The organism is Myxacorys sp. (assembly GCF_059501405.1).
On record NZ_JCACCM010000026.1, the window covers coordinates 23,420 to 45,424 of the forward strand.

Below are 22,005 nucleotides of genomic sequence, written 5' to 3' on the forward strand. Positions count from 1 at the left end.
ACCTTCTTCTGCTGTTTGATTACGCCCATCTACTTAGAATCTGTCGGGTTGCTGATTCAAATGGGAATCAGCGCCTTTTCCTTACTTCTTCTTTCTTTCTTTCTTTCTTTACTATAGAGAGGACACGTCATTTCTACTGTTTAGTCTCTTGCCCATTTCATGTCCCATCCTTTTTCCCACGGACACATCTTTTTTAGCCCTGGTTGTCATTACAGCTACCGAGTGATTGGCCCCTGCTGCCGATTGTTCGATCGCGAAACCTTGCCCTATCCTTGTTGCCGAATTGAATGGCGTAGCAAAGAACCGAGTTGGCGGCGGATTGGCAAACGATTCATACCCGATATTGCCACTCGTAGCAGCCCATCCTACAGCGTCGAAATTGTTGGACAAGGACAGGCCGGAGCATCAGTTGTGATGACGCTATATTGGGTTAAACTTCCTCAACCGCTTAAAGAATGGTGGCACTCCAGTAAACCCGCTACTGCCTTGACCGTGGACTCAACGAGTTTAGTGTCTGCTGAAGACATCAAGATCGAGGGGTAGACTGCGCTTCCCCACAGGGGATGAACGACGGTAGAACACGCGCCTAATTGAGTGGTTGAATAGCCGAGGGACGATCGCACCACCGCTACATCATCCAATCGCATTCGTCCAGCTTGAGAAGTCAGAGGTAACCCAGTTTGAGGATCAAACCCGTCGGCCAAGTAGCCTAACTGCTTGAGATGCTGAATAATTTCTAATCCGATTTTTAGGAAGCGTTGCCTGAGCTGGTGCTTGCAATATTCGGCTTCTGGAGTGCAATGGGTCAGCTCTAGATTGGCAGGTTGCAAGATCACGATAATTGAGCGCACTGGGGCAGACCATTCTGGCAGTAGTTGGTCGCTATACTGACTAATGAAGGTATTGGGCGGGTGAACAGAGTATTGCATCAGATAGCGCTGGAAGCAGAAGTAATCCTACCGTGTAGATCGTTGAAACTAGAGAAGGCAGGAGCAATGCCTAGTTATTGGTTTAGCTTGGCTAGACGAAAATGATTTGCCGAGGCGAACTATTAGAATTATTCAGTTTAACGACTGAACTGAATAGACAAACATTTGTACTTTTGAAATTGGTCTACTGTCCTGAAATGAATCTTAAGTTCACCTTAGCGCAGAGATTCACCATCAGCAAATTAGCGATCGCATCGCCCTTGTAAGACATGAATAACAGCGTCTTTACAACATGGGATCGAAGCTGATCAGCAGGTCTACAACGCTACTTTGTTGTCTTGCAGCTAATGATGGGTTTCATTGTGACACGGTTGGCGCGATCGCTAGATAAACATGGCTTAATCGTTTGACTCACCTCATATCCTCTTGTTTTTTCTTTGGTTCGACGAACTCATTTTCTATAGTTGGGAACTCGTTTTCTATAATTAGGGTTTTATAGCGATTTCCATTCCCATGAGGTACGCTCTGGTCCCCAGCTCCTAGCCCCTTTTCCATTCAGGATGTACCTCACTTTCGAAAAAGGCTGTAAACGTTGGTTTGCACAGCTTATGCTTACAGTTCTGGACAACTTATGCTTACAGTCACACAACTGCGAGAGGCTTAGCTCAAAAGCTCGTTGTACAAGCTCATCGCTCGATCGGCAATGCGATTCCAAGTGAAGTGATTGAACACATGCCGACGAGCAGCGCGTCCCATCAATTCGCGCAGGGCATCGTTTTCTAGCAACTGTACGATCGCATCTGCCAACGCTGCCGGATTATTCGGCTCAACCAGCAATCCGGTTTCACCATGCACAATCGTTTCCATGACGCCCCCAAGGCGTGTTCCAACCGCAGGCGTTCCGGCTGCCATTGCTTCGATCGGCGGCAACCCAAACGGTTCTTCCCAAATCGGCGGAAACACAAAGACATCGGCTGCATAATACTGCTGCATCAGCTCGGTATAAGGCACAGAACCTAAAAACCTCACTTGGGGCGCAATCTTAGGGTCAAGCAGGTCTTGAAGCTGTTGAATGTAATTTTTGTACCATGGACGCATCGATTGCAGCAGTGCTTGATCGTTCATTGGAAAACTTTCTTCGAGTAAGCCGACGCCCATTCCGCCATACAGGAGCAGTTCCACATTCGGATAGCGTTTTGCAACGGAATTAAACGCTTGAACCAAACGGTGAACGCCTTTTTCTGGCGTCACGCGGCCTACAAACATGACGCGCTTAACGGATTGAGCATCGCTTTTGTATTGTTTCTCCTGTGTGAAATACTCGGCATCAAAGCCGTTATACAACGTTGCTGCGCGATCGGCGAACTGAGGAAACCGTTGTTGCACTTTGTCAACCACATGATTGCCCACTGCCACGATGCGATCGGCATATTGCAGACGATTTGCCAGCATCGCGGCATCGGATTGCGGATGAAGCGCTGCATGAAGCTGAAGAATGATTTTTGCTTTGGGGTTAAATTCCCGCATTGCTGGCAAAAATTGTGAACTATGTTGGATGTGAATAATATCAAAATCGAATTGACTAATATCTTGCGCAACGCGACGAGAATAGCCCGGATATCGCCAGTTTGCCTGTGAAGGTGCAGGCTTCATACCGCGATTAAAGATCGGTGCGAATGGAACATACTGATAAAATCCGCGTGCTGCCTTGCTGAGAATTTGGTCAGATTTTGGCGAAGGCAAGAATCGAAAGTGAATGTTGCGATCGACATAATCATTCTCTACGTCTGGATAAAGCTGTCGATTGACGGTTTGCTGCCGAGCATAAATAAACACTTGATTCTCAGAATGCTGAGCTAGCGAAGTCGCTAAGCCATAGCTGCACGCCCCAACCGACGATAAACCTGGTGGTAAGACTTGACAAATAGGCTGATTGATTAAAGCAATTTTCATAAAATTTTGAGAAAAGTGATGGGTAGAGCAACCGATTTGCAGTTGGCACTGATCATCACATACCTCGAATCAACCCTTTATGAAGCCGTTGTAAAGTTTAGGGCTTATCAATGAATCAGTTCACGTTTCTTTGAAGTGCTGAGTTTGAGTGTTGCGTTCCGTGCTTTCTGTCGCTGATCCTCACACGGAAGGCGCAATGAACTTGAGAGTCGCCGCGTCTCAAATTGTTTTGGCTCTTCCCAAGTTTTGGTGAACTAGTGCAAGATTGAGATATCATCCCTTGAAGATTAGGAGGATCTGAACTTCTTTTAACAGCTTCTACCGGATCAAAAAATCTTGAACTGAAACGTTGGAATTTTGAAGGATTGAAACACCAAAAGGGCCTCTTGTTAAGGCACCAAGGAGCCTAAAGCTCTATCAAGAGAAATATTCTCAACTCAGTTGCTTATGGTTTATATAAAAGTTACATCAATCGTCTTGAGTTGATTAATATCCGTTGATTGACATCCAATGTGCTCGGCTAAACGACACGCCTCTCGATAGAGTCCTGCTGCTAAAAATTTATCGTCTCCATGCACTTGCAAAACTCATCAGCCCCTTTCCTATCTTTAGACCCTGTAATTGATCGACGCCCGCTGACCGTGTCTCTTGATACGTCTCTAAGCAACGCGATCGCAATGATGAGCAAAGCGCAAAGCAGTTGCGTTCTTCCGGGTTTGGAACTCTCGCTCAATACCATATTGATGAGCGAAGCAAGAGCGAGTGGCATTCTCATTGTGGAAGGAGCGCGGCTTCTGGGGGTGTTTGCCGAAAGAGACGCACTACGGGCAATTGTCTCAGGGCGAGATTTAACAGCGGTAACAGTCGCTGACGGTGTGCGGCGACCTGTAATTGCCTTAACCCAATCTGAGGATCAAAACGCTTTTACTGCCCTATCTCAACTGCGTCAGCATCGAATTCATCATCTTCCTGTAGTTGATGAACACGAGCAATGGCTCGGCATCATTACCCCAGCCAGTCTTCGTAGTGTCTTACAACTAGATGAATTACTGAAATCAAAGCAGTTGGCAGAGATTGTTTCTTCGCCAGTGGTTCAAGCACCTGCAAAAATGACAGTTCTCGAGTTGGCCCAACTCATGGTTGACCATCAGGTGGATTGTGTTGTGCTAACGGCAACAGACGATACGCAGAATGGCTCTCAACCCGTGGGACTGATTTTAGAGCGGCATGTTCTTCAACTTTGGGCATTAGGGCTAGATTTATCGCAGATACGAGCCGAGACGGTGATGAGCGCTCCATTCCTGCACTTTGCCTCCTCAGAGTCGGTATTAGTTGCCTACTGGAAAATGCAGCAAACAAAAGTGCAGCGGTTTGGAGTGTACGGAAACCAGGGAGACCTTTTAGGAGTTGTCTCACCGACGAGTTTTCTAGAAACTTTAGACCTAAGCGAGATGCAGAGCATCGTGGAACAACTGCAGCGATCGATTAAGCAGTTTGAGACCTCAAGATCCCAATCCACTCAAGACCAGCGCCCAGAGCTAGACCTGCAGTTGCTAGAGAATCCGGTAGGCTTGCTGGAACAACTGCAGTGCAGCCAGATTCTAGCAGGGATGGCGCTACATATCCGGGAATCCCTTAACCTAAATGACATCCTCCAGAGGAGCGTAGAGGATGTCCGACACTTCCTCAAAACCGACCGGGTGATTATCTACAAGTTCCATCCAGACTGGAGTGGTACGACTGTGGTCGAGTCGGTCGAGAACGGTTGGAGACCTGCGCTCAACAGCAGCGTTCGGGATACGTGCTTTGGACAAAACTATGCCCAAGCCTATAAAGAAGGGCGGACTCAGGTTTGTGAGGATATTTACACCGCTGGTTTAACTCAGTGTCATATCGACATTCTGGTCATATACGATATCCGGGCAAGCTTAGTCGTACCAATTCTGCAAGGGGAACATCTGTGGGGGTTATTGTGTGCCTATCACTGTTCTGGACCAAGGCGATGGCATTCCTTTGAAGTTGAGCTACTGAAGCAACTCGCCACTCACATGGCGATCGCGATTCAGCAATCTGAACTGTATCAGCAAGTCCAGAACGAACTTAAGGAGCGCAGGCGCACGGAGGAGCAATTAAAGCTATCGCTGAAAGAAAAAGAAGCCCTATTGAAAGAGATTCACCACCGGGTCAAGAACAATCTACAGGTGATTTCGAGTGTCTTGAGACTTCAATCCGACTACATCAAGGATGAAAGAGTCCTCACACTGTTTAAGGACAGCCAAAATCGGATCCGTTCAATGGCACTGATTCATGAAAAGCTGCATCAATCAAGTAATCTACTCAAAATCAACTTTGATGAATACGTTCGTGACTTGGCAGACAATTTGCTCCGATCGTATGCGGCAAATTCACAGGCAGCAACGTTACGCACCCAAGCGGCAGGTGTTCACCTCAATATTGATACGGCCATTCCCTGTGGATTGATTATCAATGAATTAGTTTCCAATGCTTTGAAACATGCCTTTCCAACCCCAACCTCAGAAAATGAAATCCTTGTTGAGATTTCCCCTGCTGCTGACAATCGATTTATATTAACTATTCGAGATAATGGGATTGGCTTTCCGTCAGAACTAGACTTTCGTAACACAGAATCACTCGGCTTAGAATTAGTCTGTATCTTCACTGAGCAACTAGACGGCACGATCGACCTCGATCAGGCAGAAGGGGCAGGAACGACCTTTACGATTAAATTCTCAGAATTAGAAAATACAGGAAAGGTATAATAAATGGCTACTGAAAAAATTTTAGTTGTTGAGGATGAAAGAGTCGTTGCTCGAGATATCGAAAAGCGATTAAAGAAGTTGGGGTATGTCGTACCCGCATCGGTTGCCTCTGGAGAAGAAGCCATTGAAAAGGTCGCAGAATTAAGACCAGATTTAGTCTTAATGGATATCCGCCTAAAAGGTCAAATGGATGGCATCGAAGCTGCAGAACAAATTCGAGCTGATTTTAATACGCCTGTCATTTATTTAACGGCTTATGCCGACGAAGCCACACTACAACGAGCGAAAGCGACAGAACCTTTTGGGTATATCGTGAAACCGTTTGATGAGCGGGACTTACATGTTGCGATCGAAGTTGCCCTGCGCCGCCAATTGTCAGAAACCGCCATTCGCGTTGCTTTAGAGAAAGAAAAAGAGTTGAGCGAACTAAAATCTCGGTTTTGGTCGATGGCAGCTCATGAAATCCGAGGCCCGATGACATCTATCTTGGGTTGTGCTCAGTTACTTGAGCATGAAAATCACAATTTAACTGAAGAACGACGACGCGAGTTCTTATACATGATTCAACAATCAGTCCGGTCTATGGACCAACTGTTGAACGATTTATTGGCCATTGGTCGAGTCGAAGGCGGAAGCTTGAAGTTTGATCCAGCCCCTTTAGATTTGGAGCAGTTCTGTCAAGGTTTACTAGAGGAAATCCAATTCAGCACAGGGTTAAACCACCCTATCTTGTTCAATAAACAAGGTGACTGTGAGAATGCTTGCCTGGATCAAAAGCTTCTCAGACACATTCTCACAAATTTGATCTCAAACGCAGTCAAATATTCCCCTCAAGGTAGCCCGGTCTATTTTGACCTCTCCTGTACCGTTGGACAGGTCATGTTACAAGTTCGAGACACCGGAATTGGAATTCCTCCTGACGCTCAAAAGCATTTATTTGAGCCTTTTCAACGGGCGAATAACGTGGGTAAAATTCCTGGCACTGGGTTAGGGCTGACGATGGTAAAACGATGTTTGGACTTGCACGGTGGGCAAATCACTGTCGAGAGTGAAGTGGGCGTAGGAACAACCTTTGTCGCTAAAATACCCCAGCGCCAGCCTGTAGACATCCAATTAGAAAAGACTTCAACGCGGTAAGACTAACACTACGAGGGATTGAAGCGATGAATATGATTGGCGAAGGATAAGTGAATGGAGTAAGGAAATAGTATTTCTCAAGCAAGCAAAGTTTATTAAAGAAATCTTTGGAGTTGTCGCTTCTTTAACTAATTTTTTAATACGTAGAAAATGAGAGCAGATTAGTCGTAAAGTTATACAAACAAAACTTTGTCCAGTTTATGCTTGTGTGTTTGTACTATTGTTCAGCTTGGGTCTAGAAGTATCGAATATTACAAGGTAAGACAGCACGATAAGATCAGCTTTCTCTCTCATATTTGCTCAACTGATGGTTCACAAGATGTCCAAGTTATGGACAGTTTGTAGATGCGAACATCTTTGATTTTTTTAAGCAATTGGAAATTTGGATGCTCAATTTTTTGTGTTCATACGCATAGAACAGTCGGTATTAGAACAGTGTGAGCGTTTAATGGCATTCATTCCTAGCCTTGTTGGATTGATCTACCATAGAGCCTGATTCATTGTCTTTAGACGAGGGCGGAGCGTTGAGCAACCAAGAACTTGCAGAAAAAGCGTGGGATGCACTGGAAAAGTCGATTATTTATTATCAAGGACAGCCCGTTGGCACGATCGCAGCGTCTGACCCAGATATTATTGCCCTAAATTACGATCAGTGTTTTGTTCGAGACTTCATTTCCTCGGCACTGCTGTTTCTGATTCGAGGCAAACCAGAGATTGTTCGCAATTTCTTAGAAGCCACACTGAAACTACAGCCGAAAACAACTCAGCTTGACTGTCTGAGACCCAGCCGCGGGCTGATGCCTGCTAGTTTCAAGATTCAGTCCATTAATGGGAAGGAATATCTCAAAGCTGATTTTGGTGATCATGCGATCGGGCGAGTTGCTCCAGCAGACGCTTGCCTGTGGTGGATCATTCTACTGCGCGCTTACGTGATTTCGACTCAAGATACAACTCTCGGTCAACGAGACGATGTTCAAGAAGGAATTCGCCTCATTCTCGAACTGTGTCTGGTCAATCGATTTGATATGTACCCGATGATGTTGGTTCCCGATGGAGCCACGATGATTGATCGGCGCATGGGGTTGTATGGGCACCCGATCGAGATTCAGTCGCTGTTCTACTTTGCGCTCCGCGCCAGTCTCGAACTCCTGCTGCCCAATCCGCAAAATCAAGCCATGATACGAGCAATCCACAGCCGGTTGCGTCCGCTGCGAATGCAACTACGGGACAATTACTGGCTAGACTCGGAGCGCTTAAATGTGATTTACCGCTATCGGGTTGAGGAATATGGTGAAGAAGCACTGAACCAATTTAACCTTTACTCTGATTCGATTCCGTTCTACTGGCTGGCAAAATGGCTGCCCGAAGCAGGAGGCTACCTGGCGGGTAATCTAGGTCCGTCTCAATTGGATTGTCGGTTTTTTGCGTTGGGTAACTTGATGGCGATTATGGGATCGTTAACTGACGAGTCGCAATCGCAGCGCATTTTGAATCTGATTGAGCTGCGATGGAGCGATCTGGTCGGTCAAATGCCGATGAAGGTATGCTACCCAGTATTGGAAGACCGAGAATGGCGAACCGTGACGGGAGCCGATCCAAAAAATCGCCCGTGGTCATATCACAATGGTGGAAGTTGGCCCGTGTTGCTGTGGATGTTGGCGGCAGCGGCTCGAAAAATGGAGCGGGCAGAATTGGCACATCATGCGATCGCAATTGCGGAGCGTCGTCTGCTGCTCGATGATTGGCCCGAATACTATGACGGCCCAGATGGACGTTTGATTGGCAAAGAAGCGAGAAAATATCAAACTTGGACAATCTCAGGGTATTTGTTAGCAAAAGAATTTATTGTCAATGCTCAGCATTTAAAGCTCATCACTTACGAAAGCGACCTCTAGCGCTTTCAAGCCAGTTGTGAAAATCTACCCTATGATGCTGCAAGTTTAAGTCCGTGAACTCAAAGAATAGCTTATCCAGATCTCCGATTTCTCGAAAAAATCGGAGATTTTGCATAGCGGCGGATGCAATTAATCCTGTCTTTCTATTGCATTTCGGAGAGCGTGTCTCCCAAGCGGTATCCCAAAAACACAACCGCACCCAGTGCAACTAGAATAGCGGCGGCTAGAAACACAACCCGCACCCCCAGCGGCTGCTCTACCGTATACCCATACCGTGAAAAAATGGGCGCTATCACTAGCGATGATAAAGAAACTCCTATTCCTGCTGAGAGAGAGAAAACGCTGTAGTGAAAGGCTTCTCGACGCTGCTGCGTCAGCCATTCGTCATACTCAACCACGGCTGCCATGAGCGCGTACACCAACACAAAGTAGCCACCGAGAAAAGGAGCAATGAGTGCAAGTGCGATCGCGGCTTGAACCTGAAGCGCGACTCCCGGCAACACTCCAACTCCTGCCAGCAGGACACTGCTCGTTGCTAATCCCAGCATGGTAACCAACAGTAACCGCCGATTGGGATAAAACTGGCTCAGCCAATTCCACATCGGAGCCGCAATCAGCATCGCAACAACTACAATTCCTTGGAACCTGCCCACCGTTGGTTCCGGCTGACGAACAATCAGCGTCACAAAGTAGGGCAGATTCGACAGCAGCATCGCGTAAGCCGTCTGCACAACGATCGTGGAGACACATAGAATTAAAAACTGTCGATTCTGCAAGGTGATAACAATACTTTGCCGAAAGCTCAAACTTTGGGTAACAGGAAGGATGCGATCACGTAAGACCAGTAGCGACAGTCCCACTGATGCTAACCAAACCGCACCCATCACCACGCTCATTGCGATCGCGCCCCAACGGCTATATAAAACGCTGGCGATGACGGCACTGCACAGGACGCCGATGATACCAAATACATTCTTCCACATACTTAAATTGACTTGCTCGGCAGGAGTAGTCGCCATTTCTGCCAAGCTACCATCGTAGGGAACACCAACCAAACTCAGCCCGGTATAGAACGCGATCGTCACCAGCAAAAAGTAAATGGCGTTGAGCAACCCCGATTGTGCAGTCGGCGGTGTCCACAAGAGCAAAAGCGCTACAGCCGTTACAAGGCTTCCCAACGCCATGAAGGGTCGCCGCCGTCCCCATTGGGTACGACTAACATCGCTCCAATATCCAATAGATGGATCAATCACGGCATTCCATAACTGAGCGATTGTCAGCAAGACGCCAACCAAGCTGACAGAAAGATATTGAGGGCGACCAGAGTTGGGTGGAGGGGCATAAAAGTAAAGAAGCCAAGTGGCAACGGTAGTATTTATCAGATTGATTCCAGCAGAGGTGCAGCTATAGAGCAACTTCTGCTGAAGATTGAGCGAACGGAGCATAACGTTTTTACTAACGATGCCCACAGTTTAAAGGAGTTAGTATTTGAGAGTGGATGTGGCAACACGAGTTAGTGTTGAGCAATTCATAATTCAAACCCTTTGATCGAAGCGATGCCCAATACTTTTTATCTGTTCTTTACAAAATGAGAAACGTTGGTTTTTATAAACTCTAATCAGAAGTTTTTTTGGCTCAAAATAGCCCAGTGTAATGCTTTATTGAGTCTTTAGGCAGAGAAACAAAATTAGAAATTCGACTAAGAGTGTGTCTTCTGTTAGATGCTGGTGTAAAAGCATTTAGTTATGCTGAATACAGTTAAATAAAGCGATGCGATTTACGCGTCCAGTCAAAACATTAAGGAATTAAGGAGTAAAATCATGAGTTTAGAAGATAAAGCTAAAGCTGCTGCCAAGAATGTCGAAGGTATGGCACAAGAAGCTAAGGGTAATGTTACTGGCGACCCAGCTGACAAGATGGCAGGCAAAGCGAAGCAAGGTGAAGCTGAAGTTCGTAATACAGCAGAAGATGCAAAAGATGCTGTGAAAGACGCTGTTGACAAGGCGTAGTTTTATTGATGTTTCGCTTCAATAACCCCTAAGCGTAATTCGTAGTTTGTTGTTCGTTGAGCTGTTGATTTTAGTGGCTTAATGTAACCGGCGAACTGCGAATTTTTGTAGTTATAGTATTTGTTATAAATTCTTTGAGTCAGCGTTTAAAGCTTTAACAGATGCAGAGCGTCGAGATTTTGCATCTACAAGCCTCTCATTAAGTGTGATCGCACGATCGTAACTTGCGATCGCGCTTTCGTGCCGACCCAAACGGCTCAACTCAACACCGCGACTGTACCAAGCTTTGGCATCATTTGGATTGATTTTCAACGCTCTGTCATAGCTAGCGATCGCGCCTTCACTATTGCCTAGATGAGCTAAGGTCCGTCCCCGCCGATACCAAGTTCGGTTTGCGTTAGGGCTAACTTTCAGGGCGGCATCAAAACTGGCGATCGCATCTTGGTAGCGCCCCATTTTTCTCAAGGCATTGCCACGATTGCTCCACGCTTCTGCAAAATCGGATTTGATGGCGATCGCTTTGTCATATTGCGCGATCGCGGCTTCGTACTGCCCGCGTCGATGAAAGCTGCTGCCAAAGCTGTACCACGCTTCATAAAAATCAGGTTTAATCTCAACGGCACGACGGAAATTCGTAGTGGCTTCGGCATACCGACCAAGAGCATCCAAAGCAGTCGCGCGGCTGCACCAAATTTCACACGCACCCGGCCTCAACTCCAACGCCTTGTCATAACTGAACAGGGCTTTCTCATCAAATCCTAGCTTGTGTAACGCATTTGCCTGGTTATACCAAACCTCATACAGGGTCGGACGAATCTCTAACACGCGCTCATAGCTGAGCAACGCTTCTGCATACCGTTCAGTTCGGTAGAGTAAGTTGCCTTGGTTGTAGTGTGCCGCCGAAAAATGAGGACGGAAGGATAACGCACGAGCATAGCTGGCGATCGCATCATCGAAGCGCTGAAAATGCGTCAGAACAATACCCCGGTTGTACCAGGCTCTAGCATAGTCTGGCTTGAGTTTTAGGGTTTGTTCGTAGCTTTGCAGCGCTTCATAGTTAGCATTAAGCCGCATCAAGGCATTCCCTCGGTTGTACCAAGCTTTGTAGTTGCGCGGGAAAATCTTGATCGCCCGATCATAGCTGGCAACCGCTCCGTCATAGCGGGCTAACCGCGCTAACGCGATGCCTTGATTGTTCCAAGCGGGAGCATAGTCGGGTTTGAGCGTGAGAACCTCTGCAAAACTTTCGACAGCCTCTTCATATCGTTCTAGTGCGTGTAGGGCTTTGCCGCATTCGTACCAAGTTTCATAGGATGTTGCCTCCCGCTCTAACGCTTTTTGAAAGAGCGCGATCGCGTCCTCGTAAACCCCAGCCTTCGCGAGTCGGACTCCTTGCTGAAAGAACTGTTGAGCAGGCGATACGGGATCATACATAGTGGACACAAGAAAAAGATATGAGTAGGAATGAGTCACCTCATTCCCCACTCCTACTCATATTTCCTTGTCTGCCCTACTTCCTCTACACCTTAATCGGAGATTTATCAGGTTCTGAGACTGGCTTTGTCTCTAATTCTTCAAGCTCTGTACCGGTGATGAGTCTAGCCCCTCGCTTGCGGGTGACATAATTCCACGCCCACTGCACCATCACGACAAGTTTGTTATCGAACTCAATCAGGTAGTAGATATGCGCGACGATCCAGACAAACCAAGCAATAAAGCCGGAGAATCGAATGAATCCTAGATCGACGACGGCATCATTACGTCCAATCACGGCTAGGCTGCCCACGTTTCGGTAGACAAATCCAGGGATAGCACGATTTTGCAGTCGGGCTTGAACGAGCCGCGCTACGTAGTCTCCTTCCTGCATCGCGACCGGGGCGACTCCTGGGAGCGGCGTTCCGTCGTGATGGTTAAAGTGCGCTAGGTCGCCAATCACAAAAATGTTGGGATACTTTGGCAAACTCAAATCGGCCTCGACCATGACCCGACCGACGCGATCGAGCGAAGCTTCTGCACGCTGCTCTAGCACTCGTCCCATCGAGGACGCTTTCACGCCTGCTGCCCAAAGAATTGTTTGTGCGGCAATCGTTTCTGTTGTTTCGCCTTTCTGGAACGTGACAGCATTGGCTTCAATCTGAGTGACTCGCGTGCTGGTTGACACGGTGACGCCACGGCGAGTCAGCGCTTCTTTGGCTTTTTCAGAAAGATCGGGGGCGAAGGGAGGCAGGACCCGATCGAGTCCTTCTAGCAGCATCACGCGGGTTTCACGAGTATCGATCGTGCGAAAATCATGCTTCAGAGTGCTGTATGCCAGATCTGCGATCGCGCCTGCTAGTTCAACACCCGTCGGGCCTGCACCGACAATCACAAACGTCAGCAGTGCCTTACGCTTTTCGGGATCGGTTTCTTTCTCTGCTGCTTCAAACGCGACGAAAATTTTGCGGCGAATTTCGAGCGCATCTTCTACAGTTTTGAGACCCGGAGCCGACTCTTTCCACTGATCGTTGCCAAAATAGTGATGGCTCACTCCGGTTGCCACAATCAGCGTGTCATACGGGATCACCGACTCTGACGTAATTACCGCTTGCTGCTCGGCATCGATATCTACGACTTCTTTCATCAAGACGCGTGCATTTTTCTGCTGACTGAGAATCGATCGTAGGGGAGACGAAATATCGGCTGGAGACAGTGTTCCAGTGGCTACCTGGTAGAGGAGCGGCTGGAACAGGTGGAAGTTCCGTTTGTCGATCACAGTCACTTCGACGTTGGCGCACTTGGCAAAGGCTTTGGCGGCGTAGAGTCCGCCAAAGCCGCCGCCGATAATGACGACCCGATGAGGCTGAGTTGAGTTAATCATAATGAGTTCAGAAGAGAGTAGGACAAAGGGCACAACAGAGGAGTATTGCGAAACGTTACACACGAATCTTCACTACTAGTTTAGTCAGACAACATCTACCTGTCTAACAAGTTTGTTAGGAGACCTGAATAAAGTTAGCGATCGCTACTCATCATTCGTTATTTGCAAGGTCTTTAAAATTCATCAAAGCTTTACACGACGGAAATTTTGAACTATGCAAAGTGATTAAATAGGCACTCGTTTTCGTCCAAAATTTTAATTGTCCGGGTTTCAAATTGTGCGTTTTCAAGCCGCTTTGTGGAGTGTCTACCTAAATTACTTCGTATACGAATTAACTGATATTGTGAAAACACAATTCCCTTTTCTCGTTGAGGTTAATATGCAGAAACTTGATACCGCTCCCCAAACCCACAGCAATGCCTGGATTGTTCAATCGTGGGCAGCATTCGTAATTTCAGTTTCGGCAACCACCGCTGGCATCTTTTGCCTGCCTGTGGATGGCTGGGTTAAGTCCTATGTAGGCATGGGAACGGTGTTTTCGATTACCTCTACGTTCAGCTTGTCCAAGACGGTACGCGACGTTCACGAATCAAAACGATTTATCTCGCGAGTCGATGAAGCAAAACTAGAGAAAATTTTGGCGGAACACGACCCCTTCAAACGGTAGTCAGAGATACTCAGAGGAGACGGAGGGCGATGCTTCGTCTGTCTCCTCCTTTAGAATGGAACGCAGTACTGCTGCTCGATATCGCATGACTCAACCACCGCTACCCCCCCGCCCCCCTGCTGGAAATTCGCGCAAGGCATCGAAAACGCTGCTGGGTACGATGACTCAGGCAGTCAAGACGACGCTGACAAGAATCAACTTCTCTCGTCTCAAGATTAAGCCTAACGCCCGTGTACCAGAGCTTTTGGTGCAGGATGCAGACGCGCCAACCGCAGATGTTTTTCCGTTACTGGGCGATCGCTACGTGTTGGGGCGTAGTTCCAAGTCGTGTGACATTGTGGTGCGAAATCCGGTCGTGAGTCAGACGCATCTAGTGGTGAAGCGCGATCGCAAGCGCAAGTTTTTGGGCATCCCGATGCGATCGCGCTTCTTGATCCGCGATGAAGAGTCTACCAATGGCATCTATCGCGGTAAGCGGCGACTCCGCTCTAAAACCCTTTACAACGGTGATGTGCTGACCTTAGGGCCACCAGAACTCGCCGCCGCCGTTCGCCTTGAGTTCAAAGATCCAATTCCCTGGTATCTCAAAGCAGTGCGCTATGCCTTGTATGGGGTAACAGCCGTTTCAGCTCTAACCGCGTTGATTATTGGCGTTGAATGGCAGAAATTTTCGGTTTACCCACTGCCCGTTTCGGTTCAAGGCCCCGTGGTGGTGACGTCTAAAGATGGTGAACCATTGAGAACGCCGCGCACCCAACGCCACTTAGAAATGCAAAACCTGCGGGAATTTTCGCCCTACTTGCCCAAGGCTGTAATGGCGTCTGAAGACTCTCGCTACTATTGGCACATTGGCATCGATCCGATCGGTACAAGTCGAGCCTTAGTCACCAATATCAAAGGCGGCGAGATTCGAGAAGGGGGCAGTACCCTAACGCAGCAACTCGCGCGAAACACGTTCAGTTATGTAGGGCGACAGGATTCTGCAGGTCGCAAGCTCCGAGAAGCGATCGTTGCGCTCAAGTTGGAGACGGTCTACAGCAAAGATTATTTGCTGCTGACCTATCTCAATCGGGTTTACCTAGGTAGCGGCATCTACGGATTTGAAGATGCGGCCCAGTTTTACTTTGGCAAGTCCTCCAAAGATCTCGATCTATCTGAAGCGGCCACTCTGGTCGGAATTCTGCCTGCGCCCAACAGCTTTAACCCGGTTCGGAGCTATAGAAGTGCGATCGAGAAGCGCGATGGCGTAATTACGCGGATGGCAGAGCTAGGTATGGTTTCGCAAGAAGAGGCGCAGCGGGCGCGGCGATCGCGGCTAGAAATCAGTCCGGCAGCTCGCCAAGAATTAACCAGTACGATCGCGCCCTATTACTACAGCGCGGTGTTTGACGAGTTAGAAGAGTTGCTTGGTGGGGATTTGGCAAGAGAAGGCAATTTCATTGTTGAAACCGGACTCGACAAGCGAATGCAGACTGCCGCCGAAAGTAACCTACGCAACACGGTCGAGACTCAAGGCAGTAGCGCCGGATTTTCGCAAGGAGCCTTAGTCACCCTGAATGCGAAAACAGGCGAGGTGATGGCACTAGTCGGCGGCGTAGACTATGAAGAAAGCCAATTCAATCGGGCAACTCAAGCCCAGCGTCAGCCAGGATCAACCTTCAAAATTTTTGCCTACACCGGTGCGATCGCTCAAGGCATTCCTCCCAGTGCGACGTTTTCCTGTGCCCCGCTCTCATGGGGTGGCAGCACATTTGATGGCTGTCGGACTGGCGGCGGTAGCTTGGACATGGCGACTGGGGTTGCCCAATCGGAGAACGTGATTGCGCTGCGCGTCGCTCAGGAAGTCGGACTTAACCAAGTCGTCGATATGGCTCGTAAGATGGGCATTCGGTCGGATCTAAATCCCGTGCCCGGACTCGTCTTAGGACAAAGTGAAGTCACTCCGTTGGAACTGACCGGGGCTTTTGGCGTTTTGGCAAACCAGGGTGTGCGAAATCGGCCCCACACGATTAAGCGCATTCTCGACAGTAGCGACTGTAAAACGCGAGAAGACCTTAGCACCTGTCGAATCATTTACCGCGCGGATCAAGACGGAGAGAATAACATTCAAGCGATTCCAGCGGACGTTGCTAATACGATGACTTCTATGTTGCAAGGCGTGGTGCGCTCTGGAACCGGGCAAAATGCTGCTCTCGGCTTGGGAGAGGCAGGCAAGACTGGAACAACAAATGACAATATAGATTTATGGTTTGTTGGGTACATACCAAATCGTGAAATTGTAACAGGAATTTGGTTAGGGAATGACAAGAACACCTCTACGAACGGGAATAGCGGTATCGCTGCTCAGTTATGGGGGAACTACATGAAACAGGTCATTCGCTAAAACAATTGCAATTGATTGCTAGAAGTAACGTCCAGTTTCAAATTCTGGAGTTTTATAGTGTCCTGACTTACAATCTAATTTCGATATCGTTCCTTCCGCGATCCTTTGGAATTTAGCCAAACCAATCGCTGCTGTGCATCTCTCGTGATCGAGAAAAGCATGGTGGTTGATTGTGTTTTGCAATACCGTTAGTGACCTTTCTAGCATTTGTTAGATTTGATACTAAAAATAACCTCTGCCTTGAGATAGATTGTCGAAACTCTTTTATAAATTTCTAATAAAGAGAACTTCTACCTTTTCTTCGCGGAGCGTTATGAAATCTTCGGTGCAGATGCCAACTCCATTGGGTGAAAGACCGCTGGATGAAAGACCGCTGGATGAAAGACCGCTGGATGAAAGACCGCCCTCTAGACCTAACCAACCCTCGACGGTGAAAGAAATGCCGTATGCTCTATTCAGCACAATTCCACCCGAACGCATTGGGCTGAATGGGGAATATGATCACAATGGTTTGTCAAAGCGGGTTTTGGCAGCCTTTCGAGAGAGTGTTGCGGTCGCAGAGATCGAAGATTTGCGGGTGACGCAGCGCGGGCGAGTAGTAATCTTAATGGGACGCCTGCCGCATTCGCAGGTTCTAACGCAATTGACCAAAATTGCGATGAGTGTGAACGGTACAGATACTGTTGAAGCGACTGGCATTAGAATTGGCTGATGTACAACCCCTGTAGAACGGGTTCTAGAAAGGCACATCGCGAAATAATCCATTAACGTGCTGCATTTGCTGGCGCAACTCACGCGATCGCGTGAGTTGCCAAAATTCGCTTTATAAATGCTCCTATTCCTTGAATGCTCCTATTCCTTGAATGATAGGAGCTTATATTGCTTAAACAACATTTAGAACTCTTTGGTCTACGGTTGTGCCTTTTGCTCTCAGCCCCAATCCGAGCAATTCTGCTATGAATGGAAAATCTATATTTGATCCACAATTTTAAATAAGGCAGCGTTACCTTACAGCACTTGCTCAACTCTTAACTCAACCTAGTACTGCCTCTTAACCTTTGGATGTGAGCCTAATAGGGAACTGTGAAATTCTTACTGAGTTTGACGCACAACGCTGAATGAATATTGGCTCATTCAGCAACTCTTCTGCTGAAGTAACTCATTGACCAATCTAGCTTTTCGCATTGTGAACTGCACTGTTGCTCCTTTCGCAGTACTTTTTGTTGGGCAAAATCATGTCAAATAATCACGTTATTTTCGTTCACCCCGACGGAGCGAGTCCATCTCACTTTGGGGCTGCCCGATTTATTGAGCAAGGTCCTGACGGACGCCTCAACTGGGACAAACTGGATCATGCGGGTGTTTATTTGGGGCACATGCAGGATCAGCTTGGCGGCACCTCCAATGCAGGCGCAGTCACTCACGCAACCGGAACAAAAGTTTACGCAGAATCGTTTGGACTAAATGCGGATAATTCTCCCGTCCAGTCGTTATCCGGTAGTGTTGGTAAAACGATCGTGGATGAAGCCGTTGATGCAAACAAAGTAACGGCGCTGCTGCAATCAGGATTCATGGCAGAACCCGGAACGGCAGCTTTTGTCTCTAAAGTTGAAGAAATTACAGTGGATGGGCGGCGGATTCCGCCCCGGCAGCGACTTGCAGACATCACGCGAGACGTGCTTGAATCTGGCGTAGATTTCATTATGGGCGGCGGTGAACTTCACATGCTCCCAGTTGGCACAGACGGCTTCCATGAAACGGCAGCTCAATTGGATGCGCGGAGCGTTGATCCCGTCAGTCGTCCCTCAGAAAATTTAATTGAGTTAGCCAAAAATAAGGGATATACCGTCGTCTATACAAAAGAGCAGCTATTTGACTTGCTCGATCCTGCCAAAAATCCGACGCCTCCCCAAAAAGTGTTAGGTGTGTTTGCAGCGTTTCACACCTTTAACGATCGGCCTGAAGAGGTTCTAAAACTGGGTCAACCCGATGCGACTCCGCTTTATGTTCCCACGGCTCCAACCGTTGCGGAAATGCTAGAGGTCACACAAAAACTGTCAGAAAAACATCCGAATTTTAGCAACGGATCACTCACGATCGTTGAAGAAGAAGGAACGGATAATTTTGGAAACAACAATAACGCGGCTGGAACAATCGAAGGATTGCGGCGAGCCGATGCGGCGATCGGGGTGGCGTTAGATTTTGTCGATCGCTATCCCAATACTCTGCTCTTAACGGCGGCAGATAGCGATGCTGGTGGCTTGCAGGTGCGCGATCCGATTCGCGCTGAAACTGTTGGCACGATTGAGGTCAATCCAACTACACCAACAGATCCCCCTAGCCGTTCTGCGCCGCTAGATGGTCAAACCGGAGCCGACACTCAACCTTTTGTTTCTGTGCCCGATGCTAGTGGAGATCGCTTCTCGTTTGGCGTCGGTTGGGCAGGTACACCAGACTTTAGCGGGTCGATCGTGTCTAAAGCGCACGGACTCAACTCAGAAAAGCTGCCCGCTACAGTAGACAACACGGGCATATATGAGTTGATGTATGAAACGCTGTTCGAGACAGAACTAGCGGCGCGCAATCCGGCTCCGACGCCTGCCCCGGCTGCAACCCAAGAGACGGGAAATGTCATTTTCATCCATCCCGATGGAACCAGCCCGTCGCACTATATGGCGCTACGAAACATTGATCAAGGACCCGATGGCAGACTGAACTGGGATACGATGTCGAACGCTGGGGTTTACCTCGGACACATGGAAGACCAGTTGACCGGAACCTCTAACGCGGGTGCAGTGACCCATGCCAATGGGGTCAAGGTGTTTGCTGAATCCTTTGGGTTAGATAAAAGCAACAATCCAGTCGTGCCGTTGTCTGGAAAGACGGGGATGACGATTTTGGATGAAGCGATCGCATCCGGTAAAGCCACGGCGCTGCTGCAATCGGGTCACATCGGCGAACCCGGATCGGCTGCTTTTGCGGCGAAAACCACCAATCGCTTGGGGGATGATACGCGGGCGCGGGACAAGACAGCAGAAATTGCCGAGCAGGTGATTCGCTCTGGTGTGAATGTGATCATGGCAGGCGGTGAAGTTTACTTGCTTCCGAAAGGCACAACGGGAGTTCACGTCACCTCTGAAATTGACGCTGAATATGACGATCCTGCTGATCGTCCCAGCACGAATCTGATTGATTTAGCCAAGTCCCTAGGCTACACGGTGGTGTACACCGAAGACGAGATGAACGCAGCGGTAGAGGGTGCAACTCCGCCCGAAAAGTTAATGGGTGTGTTTGCGGCAAATCATACATTTGATGATCGCACAGAAGAAGAACTGGGATTAAATACCGCTAACCCAAGCCCGCTTTATGTTGCGACTGCGCCAACTGTTGCGGAAATGCTAGACGCATCGCTCAAAATTCTTAAACGTGATTCTGATGGATTCTTTGCTGTCGTCGAAGAGGAAGGCACCGATAACTTCGGCAATAACAATAACGCCGCCGGAACGATCGAAGGGTTGCGCCGGGCAGATGCCGCGATCGGGGTTGCCAAAAATTATGTCGATACGCAAGACCCAAACACGCTAGTGGTTACTGCCGCCGATAGCGACGCAGGTGGATTGCAAGTCTTTCAGTTTGCCCCTTACACTCGTCCTTCTGGCAATGCCATTACAACCCCTGCCTTGGGTGATACGGAAGCAGAAGTGCCATTTATTAACGTCAATCCTACGACCTCTAACACGAAGAATTTCTTGGATGGTGCGAACGGCAGCACGGCAAGTCCTGATAATCCTTGGCAGTCATTGACGGCAATGGATAGCTTGGATGGTCCGATGGGAAATTTTGCGGTCGCCTGGGCGGGTACGCCCGATTTTCCGGGCAGCATTGTGTCTAAAACCTATGGACTCAATGCCGACAAACTGCCAAGCACGCTAGACAACACCGAAATTTATCGCTTAATGTACCAAACCCTGTTTGGAACTCGCTTTTCTGAGGTAGTTGATGGTCAGGGTGGGCAGGAAACAGTCGAGGTTAAACAAGGTGAAGGGGTTTTGGCAGGCGTGAACTTTGGCGGTGTGGGTCGTGGCGTTGCACCGTCTGAAGGCGCAATTGCAGAAGCAGATACGCTGAAATTTAGCGGAACGGATTTGACGGCTCAAAATTTGCTGCTGACCCAAATTGGGGATGACTTAGCCATCAGCTTTGAGGGTGTTGCGGCAACTGGTGCGATTCTACGGAACTTCAAACTCGATGACCTAGATAACCTGAGCCAATCGACTGGTGCAACGCTTGATTTAGGCAATCTATTGTTTGAAGGACAAACTCAGATAAAAGATAGCTTCGATGTGTTCGATGCTGATCTAGTCAGAAACAGCATCTTCAATCGCAACAGTGTCACGTTCCTCAATGATTTAGACAACGTTGTGATGGGCTTGAGCCAATCGGATGATGTGATCAACGCCCAAGGAGGCGACGACGCCATTAACGGCTTGAGCGGAGACGATCTGATCCGAGGCGGCGCTGGAAACGATCTGCTGTTTGGTAGCGTTGGAGCGGATATCCTCGTGGGCGGCATGGGGGCAGATCTGTTTGTGTTAGCCGAAAACTCCGGAACCGATACGATCCAAGATTTCAATTTTGAAGATGGCGATCGCATTGCCTTATCGGGCGGATTGAGCTTTGGTCGGTTATCGATTCTGCAAGGAACTGGAACCAATGCAGGCAATGCGTTGATTCAAGCAGGCAGCACCAATGAATTGCTGGCAATCGTGGCTGGTGTTCAGGCAAATACGCTCACGAGTAGTGCATTTGGAATACTTGGCTAACCGCAGTTACAACACTGCATTTCGATCTGGCATTACGTCAACAACACATCTAGCAAAGTTATCTCATACGATGGCTTTGCTTTTTTTAGTTACACCAAAATCTCGAAGGCAGCACCATAAGCGGTTTTAAGATTACAGGTGTCGTGATCGGTGATGTTCGTATCGCTCAGTTCCAGATTGTAGAAGTCGATAAAGCCGGTATCGAAATACGGCCCGGCGTGCCATGTACCCAGTTCAAGTTTGACAAAGCAGTCCCCCGGAATTCTAAAGGCGGTAATCGCGTCTAGAGGTGGCTGGCTGTCATGACTCGGCGGCGCAACGGCTAACAGCCAATCTTTCCCTGCTAATGAACCGAGACATTGTGTACATTTCTGGTGACGGGTGATGCGATCGAAGGTGCGACCGCGTCGTGTCAGACGCATGATGTAAAACCGAGGAATACCATTCTGAAGGTGCAGTTGAGCATCTTTTGTGCCATAAGGTGCGCCATCGTCAGCAGCGCGAATCAGTTGCCCAAAGGGATAAAACGCTTCTGAAGTAATCCAAGTCGCTTGAAGGGAGTGAGTGGTCAT

The 22,005-nt window shown here is 48.3% G+C and carries 15 protein-coding genes; 9 read left to right on the plus strand and 6 right to left on the minus strand.

The window, feature by feature from the left end:
• The first annotated feature begins 159 nt into the window (after nucleotides 1–159).
• Nucleotides 160–543 (plus strand): DUF8632 family protein, encoded by a 384-nt coding sequence (locus AC5I6P_RS02660; protein ID WP_495692212.1) that lies wholly within the window; start codon nucleotides 160–162, stop codon nucleotides 541–543.
• Here the strand turns inward: AC5I6P_RS02660 and AC5I6P_RS02665 are convergent.
• Both AC5I6P_RS02665 and AC5I6P_RS02670 read right to left on the minus strand, forming a co-directional pair.
• The gene (locus AC5I6P_RS02665; protein ID WP_495692213.1) at nucleotides 441–929 is read right to left on the minus strand and encodes a methylmalonic aciduria and homocystinuria type D protein; all 489 of its coding nucleotides are present in this window, start codon (nucleotides 927–929) and stop codon (nucleotides 441–443) included. The two genes, AC5I6P_RS02660 and AC5I6P_RS02665, sit on opposite strands and share 103 nt — an antisense overlap.
• Nucleotides 930–1,589: 660 nt before the next feature.
• Nucleotides 1,590–2,882 carry a glycosyltransferase family 4 protein gene (locus AC5I6P_RS02670; protein ID WP_495692214.1) on the minus strand — a complete coding sequence of 431 codons (1,293 nt, stop codon included), beginning with the start codon at nucleotides 2,880–2,882 and terminating at the stop codon, nucleotides 1,590–1,592.
• Nucleotides 2,883–3,523: 641 nt separating this feature from the next.
• On the opposite strand from AC5I6P_RS02670, the gene AC5I6P_RS02675 reads away from it, so the two are divergent.
• From AC5I6P_RS02675 to AC5I6P_RS02685, 3 genes are all read left to right on the plus strand, one after another.
• Nucleotides 3,524–5,662: a histidine kinase dimerization/phosphoacceptor domain -containing protein gene (locus tag AC5I6P_RS02675; protein ID WP_495692215.1), complete on the plus strand. Its 2,139-nt coding sequence runs from the start codon at nucleotides 3,524–3,526 to the stop codon at nucleotides 5,660–5,662.
• A 3-nt stretch (nucleotides 5,663–5,665) separates the two neighbouring features.
• On the plus strand, nucleotides 5,666–6,799 hold the full coding sequence (locus tag AC5I6P_RS02680) for a hybrid sensor histidine kinase/response regulator (RefSeq protein WP_495692216.1): 1,134 nt from the start codon (nucleotides 5,666–5,668) through the stop codon (nucleotides 6,797–6,799).
• Nucleotides 6,800–7,299: 500 nt separating this feature from the next.
• Nucleotides 7,300–8,694, plus strand: a complete 1,395-nt coding sequence (locus AC5I6P_RS02685; RefSeq protein ID WP_495692217.1) for a glycoside hydrolase 100 family protein — start codon at nucleotides 7,300–7,302, stop codon at nucleotides 8,692–8,694.
• Between the two features lie 143 nt (nucleotides 8,695–8,837).
• Here AC5I6P_RS02685 and AC5I6P_RS02690 read toward each other — a convergent pair whose 3' ends face one another.
• Complete coding sequence (locus AC5I6P_RS02690; RefSeq protein ID WP_495692218.1) at nucleotides 8,838–10,139, minus strand: MFS transporter; 1,302 nt, start codon at nucleotides 10,137–10,139, stop codon at nucleotides 8,838–8,840.
• 375 nt (nucleotides 10,140–10,514) lie between these two features.
• On the opposite strand from AC5I6P_RS02690, the gene AC5I6P_RS02695 reads away from it, so the two are divergent.
• Nucleotides 10,515–10,703 (plus strand): CsbD family protein, encoded by a 189-nt coding sequence (locus AC5I6P_RS02695; protein ID WP_495692219.1) that lies wholly within the window; start codon nucleotides 10,515–10,517, stop codon nucleotides 10,701–10,703.
• A gap of 123 nt (nucleotides 10,704–10,826) precedes the next feature.
• Here the strand turns inward: AC5I6P_RS02695 and AC5I6P_RS02700 are convergent, their stop codons facing one another.
• Entirely contained in the window at nucleotides 10,827–12,137 is a 1,311-nt protein-coding gene (locus AC5I6P_RS02700) for a tetratricopeptide repeat protein (protein WP_495692220.1), read from the minus strand.
• A gap of 85 nt (nucleotides 12,138–12,222) precedes the next feature.
• On the minus strand, nucleotides 12,223–13,560 hold the full coding sequence (locus AC5I6P_RS02705) for an NAD(P)/FAD-dependent oxidoreductase (RefSeq protein ID WP_495692221.1): 1,338 nt from the start codon (nucleotides 13,558–13,560) through the stop codon (nucleotides 12,223–12,225).
• Nucleotides 13,561–13,939: 379 nt separating this feature from the next.
• On the opposite strand from AC5I6P_RS02705, the gene AC5I6P_RS02710 reads away from it, so the two are divergent.
• From AC5I6P_RS02710 to AC5I6P_RS02725, 4 genes are all read left to right on the plus strand, one after another.
• Nucleotides 13,940–14,227 carry a YiaA/YiaB family inner membrane protein gene (locus AC5I6P_RS02710; protein WP_495692222.1) on the plus strand — a complete coding sequence of 96 codons (288 nt, stop codon included), beginning with the start codon at nucleotides 13,940–13,942 and terminating at the stop codon, nucleotides 14,225–14,227.
• 55 nt (nucleotides 14,228–14,282) lie between these two features.
• Complete coding sequence (locus tag AC5I6P_RS02715) at nucleotides 14,283–16,610, plus strand: PBP1A family penicillin-binding protein (RefSeq protein WP_495692223.1); 2,328 nt, start codon at nucleotides 14,283–14,285, stop codon at nucleotides 16,608–16,610.
• Nucleotides 16,611–16,923: 313 nt separating this feature from the next.
• On the plus strand, nucleotides 16,924–17,322 hold the full coding sequence (locus tag AC5I6P_RS02720; RefSeq protein ID WP_495692224.1) for a hypothetical protein: 399 nt from the start codon (nucleotides 16,924–16,926) through the stop codon (nucleotides 17,320–17,322).
• Between the two features lie 523 nt (nucleotides 17,323–17,845).
• Nucleotides 17,846–21,433: an alkaline phosphatase gene (locus AC5I6P_RS02725; protein ID WP_495692225.1), complete on the plus strand. Its 3,588-nt coding sequence runs from the start codon at nucleotides 17,846–17,848 to the stop codon at nucleotides 21,431–21,433.
• 89 nt (nucleotides 21,434–21,522) lie between these two features.
• Here the strand turns inward: AC5I6P_RS02725 and AC5I6P_RS02730 are convergent, their stop codons facing one another.
• Nucleotides 21,523–22,005 carry an ureidoglycolate lyase gene (locus AC5I6P_RS02730; protein WP_495692226.1) on the minus strand — a complete coding sequence of 161 codons (483 nt, stop codon included), beginning with the start codon at nucleotides 22,003–22,005 and terminating at the stop codon, nucleotides 21,523–21,525.

Bases quoted from the DNA above. Each gene is read 5' to 3' on its own strand.
- AC5I6P_RS02730 (WP_495692226.1), bottom strand. From the start codon at position 22,005: ATGACCACTCACTCCCTTCAAGCGACTTGGATTACTTCAGAAGCGTTT.
- AC5I6P_RS02695 (WP_495692219.1), top strand. From the start codon at position 10,515: ATGAGTTTAGAAGATAAAGCTAAAGCTGCTGCCAAGAATGTCGAAGGT.
- AC5I6P_RS02715 (WP_495692223.1), top strand. From the start codon at position 14,283: ATGGAACGCAGTACTGCTGCTCGATATCGCATGACTCAACCACCGCTA.
- AC5I6P_RS02680 (WP_495692216.1), top strand. From the start codon at position 5,666: ATGGCTACTGAAAAAATTTTAGTTGTTGAGGATGAAAGAGTCGTTGCT.
- AC5I6P_RS02710 (WP_495692222.1), top strand. From the start codon at position 13,940: ATGCAGAAACTTGATACCGCTCCCCAAACCCACAGCAATGCCTGGATT.
- AC5I6P_RS02720 (WP_495692224.1), top strand. From the start codon at position 16,924: ATGAAATCTTCGGTGCAGATGCCAACTCCATTGGGTGAAAGACCGCTG.
- AC5I6P_RS02705 (WP_495692221.1), bottom strand. From the start codon at position 13,560: ATGATTAACTCAACTCAGCCTCATCGGGTCGTCATTATCGGCGGCGGC.
- AC5I6P_RS02725 (WP_495692225.1), top strand. From the start codon at position 17,846: ATGTCAAATAATCACGTTATTTTCGTTCACCCCGACGGAGCGAGTCCA.
- AC5I6P_RS02670 (WP_495692214.1), bottom strand. From the start codon at position 2,882: ATGAAAATTGCTTTAATCAATCAGCCTATTTGTCAAGTCTTACCACCA.
- AC5I6P_RS02690 (WP_495692218.1), bottom strand. From the start codon at position 10,139: ATGCTCCGTTCGCTCAATCTTCAGCAGAAGTTGCTCTATAGCTGCACC.
- AC5I6P_RS02700 (WP_495692220.1), bottom strand. From the start codon at position 12,137: ATGTATGATCCCGTATCGCCTGCTCAACAGTTCTTTCAGCAAGGAGTC.
- AC5I6P_RS02665 (WP_495692213.1), bottom strand. From the start codon at position 929: ATGCAATACTCTGTTCACCCGCCCAATACCTTCATTAGTCAGTATAGC.
- AC5I6P_RS02660 (WP_495692212.1), top strand. From the start codon at position 160: ATGTCCCATCCTTTTTCCCACGGACACATCTTTTTTAGCCCTGGTTGT.